Annotated in this window: 14 protein-coding genes and 2 pseudogenes; 9 read left to right on the top strand and 7 right to left on the bottom strand. The window is 68.8% G+C overall.

What is annotated here, in order from left to right; genetic code table 11:
- Positions 1-239: 239 nt before the first annotated feature.
- Entirely contained in the window at positions 240-737 is a 498-nt protein-coding gene (locus ACWGJM_RS37065; protein ID WP_453416143.1) for a DUF1877 family protein, read from the bottom strand.
- Positions 738-936: 199 nt separating this feature from the next.
- Positions 937-1,172: pseudogene (locus ACWGJM_RS37060) on the bottom strand (helix-turn-helix domain-containing protein); the annotation flags it as partial.
- A gap of 395 nt (positions 1,173-1,567) precedes the next feature.
- On the opposite strand from ACWGJM_RS37060, the gene ACWGJM_RS37055 reads away from it, so the two are divergent.
- Positions 1,568-2,416: an alpha/beta hydrolase gene (locus tag ACWGJM_RS37055; protein ID WP_453416142.1), complete on the top strand. Its 849-nt coding sequence runs from the start codon at positions 1,568-1,570 to the stop codon at positions 2,414-2,416.
- A gap of 315 nt (positions 2,417-2,731) precedes the next feature.
- Here the strand turns inward: ACWGJM_RS37055 and ACWGJM_RS37050 are convergent, their stop codons facing one another.
- The gene (locus ACWGJM_RS37050; protein WP_453416141.1) at positions 2,732-3,487 is read right to left on the bottom strand and encodes an NADPH-dependent F420 reductase; all 756 of its coding nucleotides are present in this window, start codon (positions 3,485-3,487) and stop codon (positions 2,732-2,734) included.
- A 70-nt stretch (positions 3,488-3,557) separates the two neighbouring features.
- Complete coding sequence (locus ACWGJM_RS37045) at positions 3,558-4,808, bottom strand: MFS transporter (protein WP_453416140.1); 1,251 nt, start codon at positions 4,806-4,808, stop codon at positions 3,558-3,560.
- 296 nt (positions 4,809-5,104) lie between these two features.
- Between ACWGJM_RS37045 and ACWGJM_RS37040 the strand changes: the two genes are divergently transcribed.
- Positions 5,105-6,004 (top strand): helix-turn-helix domain-containing protein, encoded by a 900-nt coding sequence (locus ACWGJM_RS37040; protein ID WP_453416139.1) that lies wholly within the window; start codon positions 5,105-5,107, stop codon positions 6,002-6,004.
- An 82-nt stretch (positions 6,005-6,086) separates the two neighbouring features.
- Here the strand turns inward: ACWGJM_RS37040 and ACWGJM_RS37035 are convergent, their stop codons facing one another.
- Positions 6,087-7,052 (bottom strand): aldo/keto reductase, encoded by a 966-nt coding sequence (locus ACWGJM_RS37035; protein WP_453416138.1) that lies wholly within the window; start codon positions 7,050-7,052, stop codon positions 6,087-6,089.
- A 159-nt stretch (positions 7,053-7,211) separates the two neighbouring features.
- On the opposite strand from ACWGJM_RS37035, the gene ACWGJM_RS37030 reads away from it, so the two are divergent.
- Positions 7,212-8,090, top strand: a complete 879-nt coding sequence (locus tag ACWGJM_RS37030; RefSeq protein ID WP_453416137.1) for a helix-turn-helix transcriptional regulator — start codon at positions 7,212-7,214, stop codon at positions 8,088-8,090.
- A gap of 69 nt (positions 8,091-8,159) precedes the next feature.
- Here the strand turns inward: ACWGJM_RS37030 and ACWGJM_RS37025 are convergent, their stop codons facing one another.
- Positions 8,160-9,038 (bottom strand): helix-turn-helix transcriptional regulator, encoded by an 879-nt coding sequence (locus tag ACWGJM_RS37025; protein WP_453416136.1) that lies wholly within the window; start codon positions 9,036-9,038, stop codon positions 8,160-8,162.
- 207 nt (positions 9,039-9,245) lie between these two features.
- On the opposite strand from ACWGJM_RS37025, the gene ACWGJM_RS37020 reads away from it, so the two are divergent.
- The 5 genes and pseudogenes from ACWGJM_RS37020 to ACWGJM_RS37000 all read left to right on the top strand — a co-directional run bounded on the left by ACWGJM_RS37020 (position 9,246) and on the right by ACWGJM_RS37000 (position 13,259).
- Complete coding sequence (locus tag ACWGJM_RS37020) at positions 9,246-9,905, top strand: SDR family oxidoreductase (RefSeq protein ID WP_453416135.1); 660 nt, start codon at positions 9,246-9,248, stop codon at positions 9,903-9,905.
- Positions 9,906-10,028: 123 nt separating this feature from the next.
- Complete coding sequence (locus tag ACWGJM_RS37015) at positions 10,029-10,787, top strand: dienelactone hydrolase family protein (protein ID WP_453416134.1); 759 nt, start codon at positions 10,029-10,031, stop codon at positions 10,785-10,787.
- A 105-nt stretch (positions 10,788-10,892) separates the two neighbouring features.
- A complete protein-coding gene (locus ACWGJM_RS37010) occupies positions 10,893-11,867 on the top strand; it encodes an SMP-30/gluconolactonase/LRE family protein (protein ID WP_453416133.1) in 975 nt (324 codons plus the stop codon).
- Positions 11,868-11,924: 57 nt separating this feature from the next.
- Positions 11,925-12,665 (top strand): NADPH-dependent F420 reductase, encoded by a 741-nt coding sequence (locus tag ACWGJM_RS37005; protein WP_453416132.1) that lies wholly within the window; start codon positions 11,925-11,927, stop codon positions 12,663-12,665.
- Between the two features lie 179 nt (positions 12,666-12,844).
- Positions 12,845-13,259, top strand: a pseudogene (locus ACWGJM_RS37000) ((R)-mandelonitrile lyase).
- A gap of 68 nt (positions 13,260-13,327) precedes the next feature.
- Here ACWGJM_RS37000 and ACWGJM_RS36995 read toward each other — a convergent pair.
- Complete coding sequence (locus tag ACWGJM_RS36995) at positions 13,328-14,245, bottom strand: alpha/beta hydrolase (protein ID WP_453416131.1); 918 nt, start codon at positions 14,243-14,245, stop codon at positions 13,328-13,330.
- A gap of 116 nt (positions 14,246-14,361) precedes the next feature.
- Here ACWGJM_RS36995 and ACWGJM_RS36990 point away from each other — a divergent pair, with 116 nt between their 5' ends.
- Positions 14,362-14,754, top strand: coding sequence for a winged helix-turn-helix transcriptional regulator (locus ACWGJM_RS36990; RefSeq protein WP_453416130.1), 393 nt, complete (start codon positions 14,362-14,364; stop codon positions 14,752-14,754).
- The last annotated feature ends 90 nt before the right edge of the window (positions 14,755-14,844 follow it).

The raw sequence follows: 14,844 nt of genomic DNA, 5'->3' as shown, positions 1-14,844 counted from the left end.
TGAGTTGCATACGTGTCACACTCAGCGTCCTACCAGGTCCCACCCCCGCACGGGACCAGAACCCGAGAATGATCACGACCTCACACAGGCCCTAGGTGTGCTGTTCGGAGAGGTTGGTGACGCGGGCTGGCTGGGGCGGGCCGTCGCCACGCGATACGGACAAACTTGCTGTCCGCTATGAAGCGACATTGCTGGTCGCCGCCATCAACGAATGGCCGTGACCGGCACGCGACCACGTCTCAAGCCCACACCGCCCTGACCACGGCGTGGCCCGCTGCGGCCGCCCGCCCGTAGAACTCTTGGAGGCCCCTGTGATGGTCGAGGAACTCCTGCCTGACCTGCGCTTCGTCCCAGCCGGCCCAGATGAGCTTGGCACCGGCGACGTTCCACAGCTCGTCGAACGAGACACGTGCGAGGAAGCCTGCGGCCTGTGACACCCCAGGCGGCTCCAGAATCCCCAGGGGCGGGTTGGAGGGGTCGGCATCAGCGCTATGAGCCACTGGCCGCCCGCCGTAAATCGGCAGCTCCCAAGAGTCGTCGGCACCCAAATCGAGGACGTCCGCAGCGGCATACAGGTCATTGACGGAGCCCCAGACCTTGTCGATCGACTCGGCGATGCCCGCTGCGTACTCGTCGGGGTGATTCTCCCAAGCCTCCCACATGAACGCCGCAAGCCAGGTGTGGTCGTCCCGGATCTCGGATTCCGCGACGGCGCGCATGTGCATGTGGATGCTCACGGCGACGAGTCCTCCCAGTTCGGCGGCCCGTCTGTTGGGCCGAACGGAGAGAACCTACTCGACGGCACTGACGGCGCGATGCCCGTCTCTTAACGCCGGGATGCCCGGCTCTGCCAGGACGCCCTCCGACACCCGAGCGCCGCGTGTCGTCAAGATCCAGCACTGCATACAGGTACACATCCGCACGGACTTTAGCAACAGGCCCCAGGGTGCCGTCGACGATCAGCACGGCGTCCTTACGGAACCGCTGGCGGGGGCTGAAGCGTAAGCGACGGTCCGAGGTGGCCGATGATGCGTTGGCGGCCGACTTCGACACCCCGAACAGTGGGGGAGCCGCAGCGTCACGTTCGTACGCCAGTAAGCCGCTACGAGCAGGATCCGGTCCTCCAGAGTCAGGCTCCACGGTCGACCCTTGCGTACCTGGTCCGTATGCTCTCCGCCGCCGCCCAGCTCGTGACGACCGGCCGGCGCCGCATCCTCCGCCTTGCCCGTCACTGGCCATGGGGAACCCGGCGCCCACCCGATGCGACAACCGGGCCACCAACATGCCCGTCATCAGCCACAGAACACGAATCGGCCCGCCGACTCCGTCGACGGACCGTCATGCAAGATCGAGGTTAAGCCCGGTTTGCTGTGACTGAGCGCTTCGGTTGGCCACCCTGAGCGTCACAGTTGGCCGCAGCTCTCTCCTCACTCGGGACGGGGAGAGAGCGACAGGCAGATCAGTGGAACGGTTCTGAACGACCTCAACGAATCGCTGTGACCAGCACTTCCACAAGGGACCCTAAACCCCGTTGAGACAGCTCGCGATCTCTCTTAGGTTGGCCCGCGTGACGATCGAGGTGCCCTACCAGCCGCTTCCGATTCACCAGTCAGACGTTCGCTACGTCCACGGCCCCGACTCTGCTGCACAGCCCGGAGTGCCCGCCGGCGAGACGTTCGAGTTCGACTGGAACGTCAGCGAGATCTACCCCGGGACATCCCGGAAGTTCTGGGTCCACGTTCCCGCGCGCTACGACCCTTCCAAGCCGGCGTCGCTCATGGTGTTCCAGGACGGATGGTGGTACCTCGACCCCGATGGGGAAGTCCGCGGCGCGATCGTCCTGGACAACCTCGTCCACCGTGGTGACATCCCGGTCACCATCGGGGTGTTCGTCGACCCTGGCATCTTCCCCGGCGCTCAGGATCCGAAGAACCGTAATACCGAGTACGACGCATACGACGATCGGTACGTCAGTTTCCTCCTCAGCGAGATCATCCCAGAGGTCACGAAGCACTACTCGATCGCCGAGGACCCCGATGAGTGGGGCATTTGCGGTGGCAGCAGCGGCGGCAACTGCGCCTTCACCGCAGCATGGCTGCGCCCCGACAAGTTCCGCCGGGTCACCGCGTTCCTGTCCAGCTTCACGCAGATGCCCGGCGGCAACCCCTACCCCGAACTCATTCCCCGTGTCCCCAACAAGCCGCTGCGCATCTTCCTGCAAGCGGGCCATCGTGACCTGTGCTGGGACAAGCCCGCGGGGAATTGGCTCGCCAACAACCTGCGCGTCGCGGCCGCGCTCGCGGAAGCCGGCTACGACTTCCGCCTTGTCCTGGGCGACGGCGGTCACAGCCCCAACCACGGCGGCGTCCTACTCCCCGATGCCCTCCGCTGGTTGTGGCGATCCGACGAGGGCTGAGTGCAGCCAGGTGTTGATCAACGACCCTGAGCACCAAGGCGGCCAACTGAGGCACTCAATGGCCAACTGAAGCACTCAGTCGCATTTGCTGTGACTTCGTGCGATAGATGATGGCCAGTGGCGGGCAGAGAAGCCCACGTCATCGCATCGTGGCGAATCGTAGTTGGCCTTTTCGTCGACCCATAATTGGCCAGTCGGGATGTCGAAGGGCCGCTTCCAGCAGGCGCCTTATGCTGCGGCCGCGTAACCAGCGTCGCAACTGTTTGGCGGGTCGGCTGCCCGGCCCCTGTCGCGGAGCCGGGCAGAGGACCAACCTCAGCCCCAGAACGGCAGGGCGGCGAAGGAGCCGCCCACGGGGCCCCGGACAGCCCGGTCGACCAGTTCCGTGACCCCGTCGGCGGGCACCGGCTCGCCCGGGGCTTCCTGGAACCAGCGCTGTGCCTCCTCCTTGGTGCTCCCCTCCGGGCGGTCTCCGAGGTAGGGCCAGACGTAGACGGGGGTGCCGGGCTCGCAGCGCCAGGAGTCGGCGAGGGTGCCGATGCCGACGGCGTCGTAGCCCAGGACGTCCAGAAGCCGGACGATCTCGGCCTTGGCGGCCGGGTCGTCACCGGCTACGGGCAGGGCGCTGCGGTCCAGGGCGCCGGCGGGGCGAGCCCGGGTGAACAGCCTGCGGTGGTCCATGTTGTGGAGCGTCTTGACGACACGGGAGTTCGCCAGGTGCCGCTGGAGCAGCTCGCTGGAGGTCACTTCCGCGCTGTCCAGTTCTGCGATGTGGCCGTCGCGCTCCGGGTAGTAGTTCATCGTGTCGATCACGGTCTTGCCGGCCAGCGCGTCGGCGGGGAGCTTGTCGTAGGCGCTCATGGGGACGGTTGCCACCACCACGTCGCCTGCCTTCGCCGCCTCCTCCGTGGTGGCCGCGCGGGCCCGGTCACCGAGTTCGGCGATCAGGTCGGCGAGGGTCTCGGGGCCGCGCGAGTTGCTCATGACGACATCGAGACCGGCTGCGACGGCGAGGCGGGCGAGCGAGCTGCCGATCATGCCGCTTCCGATGAATCCGATGGTCTTGGTCATGGTGTCGAACCTCCAGGATCAACGCGCCCGGACAGCGCGTGGGTTAGGGCGGTGAATGGACTGGTCTGAGTCACCGTGCGTCGACGGCTACGAGAGGGCCGCGGCGACCGATCGCCCACACGATCAGGGCGAGGCAGGCCAGGGCGGCGCCGGTGAGCGTCACGGCTGTCCAGCCTCCGGCCTGCCACAGCAGAGAAGCGGCGGCCGAACCGATGGCGCCGCCGACGAAGTTGCTGGTCACCAGGGCGGTGTTGATCCTGCTCCGGGCCTGCCGCGACACGGCGAACAGCCGTGTCTGGTTGAGGATGGTCAGGCCCATGACGGCGATGTCCAGCAGCACGATGGCCACCACGAGCAGGACGACGGAGTGGCCGACGAGCGCGGCGGTACCGAACGCGATCACAGCCAGGGCCCACCCCGCCCCGGTGGCGGGCAGCGACCAGCCCCGGTCCTGGAGCCGGCCCGCTCCCTGGGCGGCCGAGGCGCCGGCCAGACCGGCCAGCCCGAACAGACCGATGACCGAGACCGGGTAGGAGAACGGCGGCGCGCTCAGCAGGAATGTCAGCGCCGTCCAGAACATGGTGAAGACGCCGAATCCGGTGGCGCCCAGGAGCAGGGTCCAGCGCACCATCCGCTCCTGCCGGACCACTCGGCCGACGGACGCGATCAGCGCCGGGTACGGCATGCGGAGCTTGGGCTCCATCGACGGGATCGCCCGGTGCAGCAAGATGGCGAAGACCACCGCCGCAGCCGCCGCGACCACGAACACGGCGCGCCATCCCGCGATACTCGCGACCAGGCCGCTCACCGTGCGCGAGACGAGGATGCCGATCAGGATTCCTGAGGCGACCGTACCCACCACACGGCCACGCTCGGCGTCGGCGGCAAGGTCCCCTGCCAGCGGGGCGAGGATCTGGCCGGACACCGTGCTGACTCCCAGCGCGCTGATGGCCACGAGGAGTACGCCGATCGACGGCGCCAGCGCACATCCCACCAGTGCCACGGCCCCGATCAGCATCATCAGAGGGATGAGCCGGCGCCGGTCCATCACGTCGCCGAGCGGCACGATCAGCAGGATGCCGACCGCGTAGCCGATCTGGGTCGCGGTGACCAGCCAGCCCGCCAGGGAGGCGGAGGCGTGCAGGTCGCGCGCGATGAAGTCCAGCAGTGGCTGAGCCCAGTAGAGGTTCGCGACGGCCGCACCGCCGGCGATGGCGAACAGCAGCGTCAGCCCACGGCTGATCCCCTGCTGCCGTTGCCGGGGCCCGGCCGGGCCAGGCCGTGCTGGGGCAGGCGGCACGGTGTTCTCGGGAGTGGACACGTGGTGCTGCTTCCTTGATCGAAGGGGTTGCGTTCGAGTGGCTGCCCCGGTACGGGCACAGCGGGTCGAGCGAGCGGATGCCGAAGAGCGGGGCGGATGCCGCTTCACCGGGGCTGCACCCTGTCGGCCCCACGGCAGAGGGGTGGTCGGCGCCGTCGTGCGGCGAGCGGTTCCTCCCGTCACCACCCGGGGCCTCCGTTCATGCAACCGGCTCGGTGGCTGATGAGGGAGAGCCTGATGACCCAGGTACTGGCAGGGCCTCCCAGCCCCACCATGGCCGGGCCTAGCCTCGGAGAATGGACCGGAGGAAAGAGATCCGTGAGTTCCTGACCTCGCGCCGGGCAAAGATCGCGCCCGAACAGGCGGGGCTGCCCGTCTTCGGCGGGGACGCACGCCGTGTTCCCGGACTGCGTCGCGAGGAAGTCGCACTCCTGGCCGGAGTGAGCGTCGACTACTACACACGCCTGGAACGCGGTGACGCCCGAGGTGTCTCCGACAGCGTCCTGGACAACCTCGCGCGTGCCCTCCAGCTCAACGAGGCGGAGCGAACCCACCTCCTCGACCTGATCCGCGCGGCGAACGCCACCACCCGGCCCCGCCGGAAGGCCCGGCCGCAGGTGCGCCCGGCCGTGCAGCGCATCCTGGATGCGATGTCGACGCCCGCACTCGTGTGGAACGGGTACTTCGACACCCTGGCCGTCAACCGCCTGGGCCGCGCCCTGTTCTCACCGGTGCTGAAGGACCGGCCCCCGCCCGTCAACCACGCCCGGTACCTCTTCCTCGACCCAGGGGCCCGTGAATTCTTCAGCGACTGGGAAGCCACGGCCAACGACGCCGTCGCCTCGCTGCGTTGGCAGGCCGGCCGCAACCCCTACGACAAGGCGCTGACGGAACTCATCGGCGAACTGTCCACGCGCAGCGAGTCCTTCCGTACCCGGTGGGCGGCCCACAACGTGCAGATACACCGCAACGGCGTCAAACGGCTCCAGCACCCTGTCGTCGGCGCCATCTCCCTGCCCTACGAGTCGATGGCCATCGACGCCGACGCCGGTCTGACCCTCGTCGCCTACACCGCCGAACCCGGCTCCCCTTCCGAAGACTCGCTCGACTTCCTCGCCAGTTGGGAAGCCACCACCGGTCACGAGCAGGTAGACGGTCACCCGACCCCGGAGGCCGATCCCCGGCGAGGACGCTGAGACCGCCCGGGTCGGGCCCTCGCAGCAGCGCGCACACCGATGATCCACGCTGTAGCGAAGCCGGTGCCGGACTCGGCTTGCCTCAGTAGCGGCCGCCCTGCGGCGTGGGCAGCGTGTCGAGTTCGGCCAGGTCCTCGGAGCTGAGCTCGATGTCGGCTGCTCCGGCATTGTCGGCAAGGTACTTGGGGGTCTTGGTGCCGGGAATGGGGATGACGTACGGCCCCTGGGCGATCAGCCAGGCCAGTGCCACCTGGGCCGGGGTGGCCCCCATCCGTTCGGCGATCTCGCGTACCTTGCCCGCGATGGCCAGGTTGGCGCGTAGAGCCTCCTGCTGGAAGCGGGGCAGCCGGCGCCGGAAGTCGTCCTCGGGCAGGTCGTCGAAGGAAGTGAACCGGCCCGCGAGGAAGCCCTTGCCCAGCGGCGAGAACGGCAGGAAGGCGATGCCCTGCTCTCCGCAGTAGGGCAGCACGTCGGTCATCCATTCCCTGGTCCACAGCGACATCTCGGACTGCACCGAGGCCACCGGGTGCACCGACTGCGCCCGCTTGATGTGGTCGACGGTCGTTTCGGACAGGCCGATGTGCCGGGCCTTGCCCGTTGCGACGGCCTCTGCCATCGCTCCCCAAGTCTCCTCGATGGGCACGTCGGGGTCGACGCGGTGCAACTGATAGAGATCCACGTGGTCGGTGCCGAGCCGGCGCAGGCTCTCGTCGATCGACGTACGTACGTGCTCGGGGCGTCCGTTGGGAACCGTACGGACCTCGCCCGGTCCGCCCACGCTCACCAGACCGACCTTCGTCGCCAGAACCGCGCGCTCGCGATGGCCGCCGGCCAGGGCCCGGCCGACCAGCTCCTCATTCACGTAGGGGCCGTAGACGTCGGCTGTGTCAAGCAGGGTGATGCCCAGGTCGAGCGCCTGGCGGATCACGGAGACCGACGTCTCGTCGTCACGGGGCGCGGCCATGTCGTAGGCGAAACTCATGCCCATGCAGCCCAGCCCCAGAACGCCGACCTCAGGACCCTTGCTGCCCAGACTGGTGGTACGCATGCCGTTCTCATCCTCTCTGCCGAATCCGCGGGCGGCGGCCCCGTTGCCGACCGCCGGACACGATGCATGCAACCCCTCCCACGACGGACGAGGGAGACCCTGAGAACCCAGGTACTGGCAGTCCCCCTCAGCGCGACGGCACGGGCATAACCTCGGAATATGGACAGGCGCCAAGAAATCAGCGACTTCATGAGCTCCCGGAGGGCCAAGATCACCCCGGAGCAGGCAGGACTGCCCGCCTACGGTGGTGACGCACGGCGCGTTCCCGGACTGCGTCGGGAGGAGGTCGCCTCTCTGGCCGGTGTCAGCGTCGACTACTACACCCGCCTGGAGCGGGGCAACGCCCTTGGTGTCTCCGACGGCGTCCTGGACTGCCTCGCTCGTGCGCTTCAGCTCGACGAGGCCGAGCGCACGCATCTGTTCGATCTGGTGCGCTCCGCGGACGGCGCTGCCCCATCGAGCGGGGCGCAGGCGCCGCAGATTCCGCCTGCCGTCCTGCGCATCCTTCATGCCCTGGTCGGTCTTCCTGCGTACGTCCGTACACCTCGCTTCGACACCCTGGCCGCCAACCGGCTCGGCCGCGCCCTGTTCTCACCGTTCATGCACGGCCGGACACTGCCGGTGAACAACGCCCGGTTCGTCCTCCTGGACCCGCGTGCGGTCGATTTCTTCCCTGACTGGGAGACCGTCGCCAACGACACCATCGCCGCTCTGCGCTGGCAGGTGGGCCGTAGTCCGCATGACAAGGCGCTGGCCGACCTGGTGGACGAGCTGTCCGCGCACAGTGAGCTGTTCCGCAGGCGCTGGGCCGATCACAACGTCCGCATCCACCGCGGTGGCGTGAAGACCATCCGCCATCCTGCCGTCGGCGACCTCACTGTGTCCTATGAGTCGATGACCGTCGACTCGGACGCCGGCCTGATTCTCACCGTCTACAGCGCCGAGCCCGCCTCCCCGTCGGAGAAGGCCCTGGGACGGCTGGCCGACTGGGCCGCCACGGTCGAGGACGAACAGAGCACACAGGCTCCCACCGGCTGAGGCCCGGGCACTCGGCTGATTCGATCACCGGCAGGTGCCTGGGGCCCGAGGCCGTCCGCCGGTTGGATATCAGGTGGTCGACGACTGCCGCATGTTCTCTTCGCCCTCGACGGTGGCCGCCCAGCTGGCCAGCAGGCGCAGACCGTCCTCGGAGGGCGTCGCGGGTTCGGCGCTGTAGGCGACCAGGGTCAGCCCGGCATCGGCGTCGATGGTCATCGACTCGTAGGAGAGCGCCAGATCGCCGACGGCGGGATGGTGGAACGTCTTGAGGTCCTTGCACTGGATGCGCACGTTGTGCGTGGCCCAGCGCGTGCGGAAGAACTCGCTGCGCGTGGACAGCTCGCCCACCAGGTCGGTCAGCCCCTTGTCGTAGGGGTTGCGGCCGGCGGCCCAACGCAGCGTGGTGACGGTGTCGCCAGCGATGTCCTCCCAGTCGGGGAAGAGGTCGACCGCGCGCGGGTCCAGGAGGATGAACCGGGCGTTGTTCACCGGCAGGGCCTGACCGAGCATGATCGGTGAGAACAGGGCGCGGCCGAGCTGGTTGGCGGCCAGCGTGTCGTGGCGCGCGTTGCGGACGAAGGCCGGGACGGCCATGGAGTCCAGGATGCGCTGGACGGCAGGACGAATCTGCTGCTTGGCGGCCCGGCGGGAACGGGCGGCGGCGTTCGCCGCACGGATCAGATCGAACAGATGCGTGCGCTCGGCCTCGTCGAGCTGCAGAGCACGGGCGAGGTTGTCCAGAACGCTGTCGGAGACACCGCGGGCGTTGCCGCGCTCCAGGCGGGTGTAGTACTCGACGCTGATCCCGGTCAGCAGGGCGACCTCCTCGCGGCGCAGTCCGGGAACCCGGCGTGTGTCCCCGCCGAAGGCGGGCAGTCCCGCCTGCTCCGGGGTGATCTTCGCTCTCCGGGAAGTCAGGAATTCCCGGATCTGTGTATGCCTGTCCATGCTCCGAGGCTAGGTCGGCGCGAGCGTGACCTGGGAGGTCCTGCCAGTACCTGGGTCATCAGGCTCTCCCTCGTCCCTCGCCCGGAAGGTTGCATGGAGTCCGCTGCCCCGGCCGCGCCCGGGATCGTCCGCTCATCGCAGGCGGGACGTCCGGCCGCCGCGCAGTTCACGGGGCCGCAGGAACACACGGCAGCTGGAGGAGCAATCATGAGCAACGGATCCGCGCTCATCGTCGGTGTAGGCCCCGGCCTCGGCCTGGCCCTCGCCCAAGCCTTCGCCCGGGACGGCAACCCGGTGGCACTGTTCGGCCGTGGCGGCGAGCGCCTGGAGGAATACGCGTCCGGGCTGGTGGCCGAAGGTCACAGGGCGAACGCCTACCAGGTGGACGCCGCCGACCCCGAGGCTCTGCAAACAGCGCTCGTCAAGGCCGCCGACGAACTCGGCGTACCGGAGGTGCTCGTCTACAACGCCGCCCTCCTGGCACCCGACACACCCGCCGACCTGGACGCGCGGGACTTCGCCCGCGCCCTCGCGGTGAACGTCACCGGGGCCATGGTCGCAGCCCGGACGGTCCTCCCGCTCCTGCCGGGTGGGCGGGGGAGCCTGTTGTTCACCGGCGGCGGTCTCGCCCTCGACCCCTCGCCCGAGTACAGCTCACTGTCGGTGGGCAAGGCGGCACTGCGCGCCTACGTCCAGGCCCTGTACAAGCAACAGCGAGGCACCGGCGTGCACGTGACGACCGTGACCGTCGCCGGCTACATCGGCGGCGGCGACCCGCGCTTCACCCCCGAAGCCCTGGCCGCCGCCTACCTCGACCTGCACCACCAGCCGCAGGGCTGGTGGCAGGCGGAACTTCTCTACGCCTGATCACACCTCGCCCTTCGGGCCCGCTCCACGCTGCCGGCAGCCCCCGAACCGGCGGCCCGCGACACGGCCACCGGGCCACGGCCCGCAGGCCGAGCACCACCCCAACCAAGCAAGGAACTTCCCATGACCGCCGTACGCGGAACAAACGTCGACATCCTCACCCAGGACGGCACCGCCGACGCCTACCTGGCCCACCCCGACGACAACGCCGGACACCCGGCCGTACTGCTGTACATGGACGCTTTCGGACTGCGTCCTCAGCTGCAGAAGATGGCCGACCGCCTCGCCGGGGCCGGCTACACGGTTCTGGTTCCCAACGTCTTCTACCGTCACGGGCGCGCCCCGGTCGTGCCGCTGCCCGACTTCATCGCCTCGGACGACCGCCCCGCCCTGTTCGAGCAGATCTTCCCGATCATGGGCGAGCTGTCCGTGGAGGCGGTGGCGCGCGACACCGACAGCTATCTGGCATGGTTGGCGACCCGCACGGAGGCCGCCCCGGGACCGGTCGGCATCACCGGCTACTGCATGGGCGCCCGTCTGGCCCTGCTCACCGCCGTCAGTCATCCCGAGCGGGTTGCGGCAGCGGCCGGATTCCACGGCGGTGGGCTGGCCGACGACGCCGACCCCGAAAGCCCCCATCTGGCCGCCGACCGGATCACCGCCGAGCTCTACTTCGGCCACGCCGACCGGGACCACTCGATGCCGCCCGCGCAGATCCAGCGCCTCGACAAGGCTCTCGCCGACGCCGGCGTCCGCTACCGGACCGAGGTCTACGCCGACGCCGAACACGGCTACAGCATGGCCGACACCGAGGCGTACAACGCCGAAGCCACCGAACGACACTGGACCAGCCTGCTGGACCTGCTCGGCCGGAACCTGTGACCCGGATTCCTTCCTCGCTGCGCCTCAGCAGCCCTCCAACTCCCCTAGCGCCGCCCCCCGTTTCCTGAGCGCCATCGCGCTCTTGCTCGCATTCCAGGAGTAATCATGAAGACCAGAATCACGCGCGCCGTTCTCGCCGGCGCCGCGGCAAGTCTGGCTCTCGCGACGGTTGCCACGGCGGCGGCCGCGCAGGGCGCCACGGAGCCGGTGTCCCGCGCCCACATCGTCACCCATTTGGATCTGGCCAAGGGGCAGAGCCCGGAGAACGCCCTCGTAGAGCCGAACGGCTCCGTGGACGTGACCTTCGCAGGCGCCCACCAGGTGGCGCGCGTCGACCGCTACGGCACCACACACATCCTCGCCACGCTGCCGGCACCCGCCGACGGCGGCGTGCACACCCCAGTGCTCGGTTTCGCCCTGGCCACCGGACTCGCCCGCACCCCCGACGGGACGCTCTACGCCCTGTACGCCACCGGCACCACGGACCTGACCGGGCTGTGGCGCCTGAAGCCGGGGCAGAAGACGCCGGAGCGCATCGTTGCCCTCCCGGCCAACAGCCTGCCCAACGGACTGGCCTTCGACCCCCGCTCGAACGCCATCTACATCACGGACTCCCTCGGCACCGTCTGGTCCATGCCCGCACAGGGCGGACGCGCGACGGCCTGGTCCACGGCACCAGAACTCGCCCCGCACGGATTCCTCGGAGCCAACGGGGCACGCGTGCACAACGGCGCCCTGTGGGTGACCAACCTCGACCAGGGCACCGTGGTGCGCATCCCCATCGGCAACGACCACCGTGCGGGCAGGCCAGCCATCAGGGCCACCGGCCTACAGGGCATCGACGACTTCGCCTTCACCGGCCACGGCAACGAGATCCTCGCCGCCCTCAACAAGCCCAACAAGGTCGTGCACATCACGGGCGACGGCAAGAACACCACCGTCCTGAACGCGGCTGACGGCCTACAGAACCCCACCTCCGTGGCGGTGCGCGGCAAGGACGTCTACGTCACCAGCGCCGCCTACGCCACCGCCACCGACCCCAACCTGCTCCACGCCCAGCTGGACCGCCACGGTCACTGAGCACCGCAGTCACAAAGGGCGCACCCTCGGGGCGCATGCAACAGGAGGTTCAGCACTGTGACCGAAACCATTGGCTTCATCGGAAGCGGCATGATCGGCGGCTCGCTCGCCCGTCTCGCCGTCTCCGCCGGCCTCGACGTCGTCATGAGCAACTCGCGTGGCCCCGAGACCCTCGCCGACTTGGTCGCCGAACTCGGCGAGCACGCCCGCGCGGCCACGCCGCAGGAGGCGGCGAAAGCGGGCGACGTCGTCGTGGCAACCGTCCCTCTGGGCGTCTACCACAAGCTTCCTGCCGACGCTCTGGCCGGGAAGATCGTGATCGACACCATGAACTACTACCCGGGTCGTGACGGCCGCATGGCCGAACTGGACAGCCGCGAGATCACCTCAAGTGAACTGCTCCAGCAGCACCTGGCGAACTCACGTGTCGTCAAGGCGCTCCACAACATGGACTGGATCCGCCTGTACACCCGGGCTCGTCCCGCCGGCGCACCGGACCGCAGTGCCCTGCCCGTCGCCGGTGCCGACCCGGTCGCCAAGGCCGAGGTCATCGGTCTCATGGACGTCCTGGGCTACGACGCCGTGGACATCGGCACCCTCGCCGACTCCTGGCGCTGCGAGCCCCGCACGCCGGTCTACGTCCAGCCGTACCAGGGCCCGAGCCCGGCGGCGCGGATGGGCGAACCGGAGTGGCAGCGGTGGTTCCGGGAAGCCCCGGGCGAGCCGGTGACCGCCGACCGGGTCAGGGAACTCGTCGACCAGGCGGTCCGAGGCCCCGTGGGCGGCTTCTTCGGCTGAGCGCCGCAGATTCCGGGCCCTCGTCTCGGGCCCGCAAACGGGACCCGTGTGGCCGGCCGATCGGCGCGTTCGGCCATACGGGTCCCGTACCAGTGATCCCCCGCGTGGACGACACATCCTCGAACACAACAACTGGACCTGCCTCCGACGCCGCCTCCAACCGTTTCAAGGAGCAACGCATGGAGATACTCAAGAAACAGCCGACCAGCAAGGCACCGGCCGACTGGTTCACCGGTGACGTGTGGTGGGACGTCATCTACGCCGGTCAGGAACCGTCACGGGCCCGGCTGAACCTCGCACGGTTCGCACCCTGTGCCCGTACCGACTGGCACTCCCACGCTCTCGGCCAGACCCTGCACATCGTGTCGGGCATCGCCCTGGTCGGAGGCCGGGACGGCACGGTCATCGAGGGCCCGCCCCGGTGACACGGTCTACACCCCGCCGGGAGAGGGACACTGGCACGGGGTCACCCCCGACGCCTTCATGGAGCACCTGGCGCTGTGGGAGGACCGAGGTGACGGCAGCCCGGAGACAACCTGGCTGGAGAAGGTCACCGACGAGCACTACCCCGCCCCCCCCCGCATCCGAGGCTGACCGAGCGTCAGCGCGCCATCGGCTCAGGCCACCGGCCCGTAGACCCACTGGACACCGGATGCGCGTATCTACCTGGCGGGAAGACCGAGCTTGGGCGCGAGCCAGGTGCCCACGCGAGCGATGGTCTCGTCGGCCTCGGGAGCACGCCCGGCCATGAGCGGGTAGACGTGCTGCATCTCGGCGGCGACCTCCAAGGTGACGTCCACGCCTGCCTTCTCGGCGAGTGCGGCGAACCGCTCGGCGTTGTCCAGCAGGCCCTCGTGGCTGCCCGCCGTGAGCAGGACGGGAGGCAGCCCGGACAGGTCAGCGCGCAGTGGATTCGCCAGGGGATCGGCCGGGGAGGCCCCGCCGAGGAACATCGCGGCCAGCTGCTGGACCAACGGGCGGCTGAGGAACGGGTCGTAGGGGGCGTTCGTGTCGAGGCTCTCACCGCCGGCCTCGGTGTCGAACCACGGGGACAGCGCGACGATCGCGGCCGGCAGGGGCATATCGCCGTCTTCCCGCAGCTTCAGCACGGTGGTGGCAGCGAGGCTGCCGCCGCCGGAGTCCCCCGCGGTCGCGAGATGCCCGGGCTGGAAACCCTCGTCCAGCAGCCACCGGTAGGCGGCGACGGCGTCCTGCAACTGGGTGGGGAAGGGGTGCTCCGGCGCGAGCCGGAAGTCGAGGATCAAAGCCCGCGCCCCGGTCGCCTTCGCCACGTGAGCGGCGAGCTTGCGGTGCGAGTGCATGGAGTTCCCGATGAACGCGCCACCGTGGAAGTACAGGATCGCCCGGTCCTGCACGGCGTTCAGCGGGGTGCACCACATGGCCGGGCGGTCGCCGGCGACGGTCTCCTCGTAGGTGACGCCGGTCGGTTCGGCGGTCTGCGCGGAGAGCTCGTCCATGATGGCCCGCAGGATGGAGAGTTCCATGTCGGGGTTGTCGGTCATGCGCCGGGTCATGGACTCCAGCAGGGTGTGCAACGCCTGAGACTCGGTACTGGGCACCGGAGCCCCCTTTTCCTCGTGGATGAGACTTACCGGCCCATTCCTAACCCGTTTCACTTTCCATTGGGAAGTACCGACCTGAAAGTAAGCTACTCACCACGCCTATACTGAAGGCCGTGACAGCCACCGACTCGTCCTGGGATCCGTACGCACGGGAATGCCCCTCGCGCGACCTGCTGAATCGCATCGGCGACAAGTGGACCGTCCTGGTCCTGGGGCAACTGGCCGACCGACGTCCGCACCGCTTCGCCATGCTCAGAGACAGCATTGAGGGCATCAGCGAGAAGATGCTCACCCAGACGCTGCGCCATCTCGAACAGGACGGCCTGATCACCCGAGAGGTGTTCCCCGAGGTCCCGCCCAGGGTCGAGTACCGGCTGACCCCCCTGGGAGTGAGCCTGCGCGAGCCGCTCGCCGCCCTCCGGAACTGGTCGATCAACCACACGGCCGATGTCCTCGCGGCTCGGGAGAGGTACGCGAGGACCAACCATCTGCGCGGCTCATCCTGACCTACGCAAGGAAGCCCGTTCGTGAGCTTCGGTCTCGACCTGTGGACTCTGCGGCTTCTGCTGTTCGCCAGGCACTTTACTGCTGTCGAC

It is taken from the genome of Streptomyces sp. NPDC054834, assembly GCF_053611185.1.
This window is presented reverse-complemented; position numbering and strand designations above follow the sequence as displayed.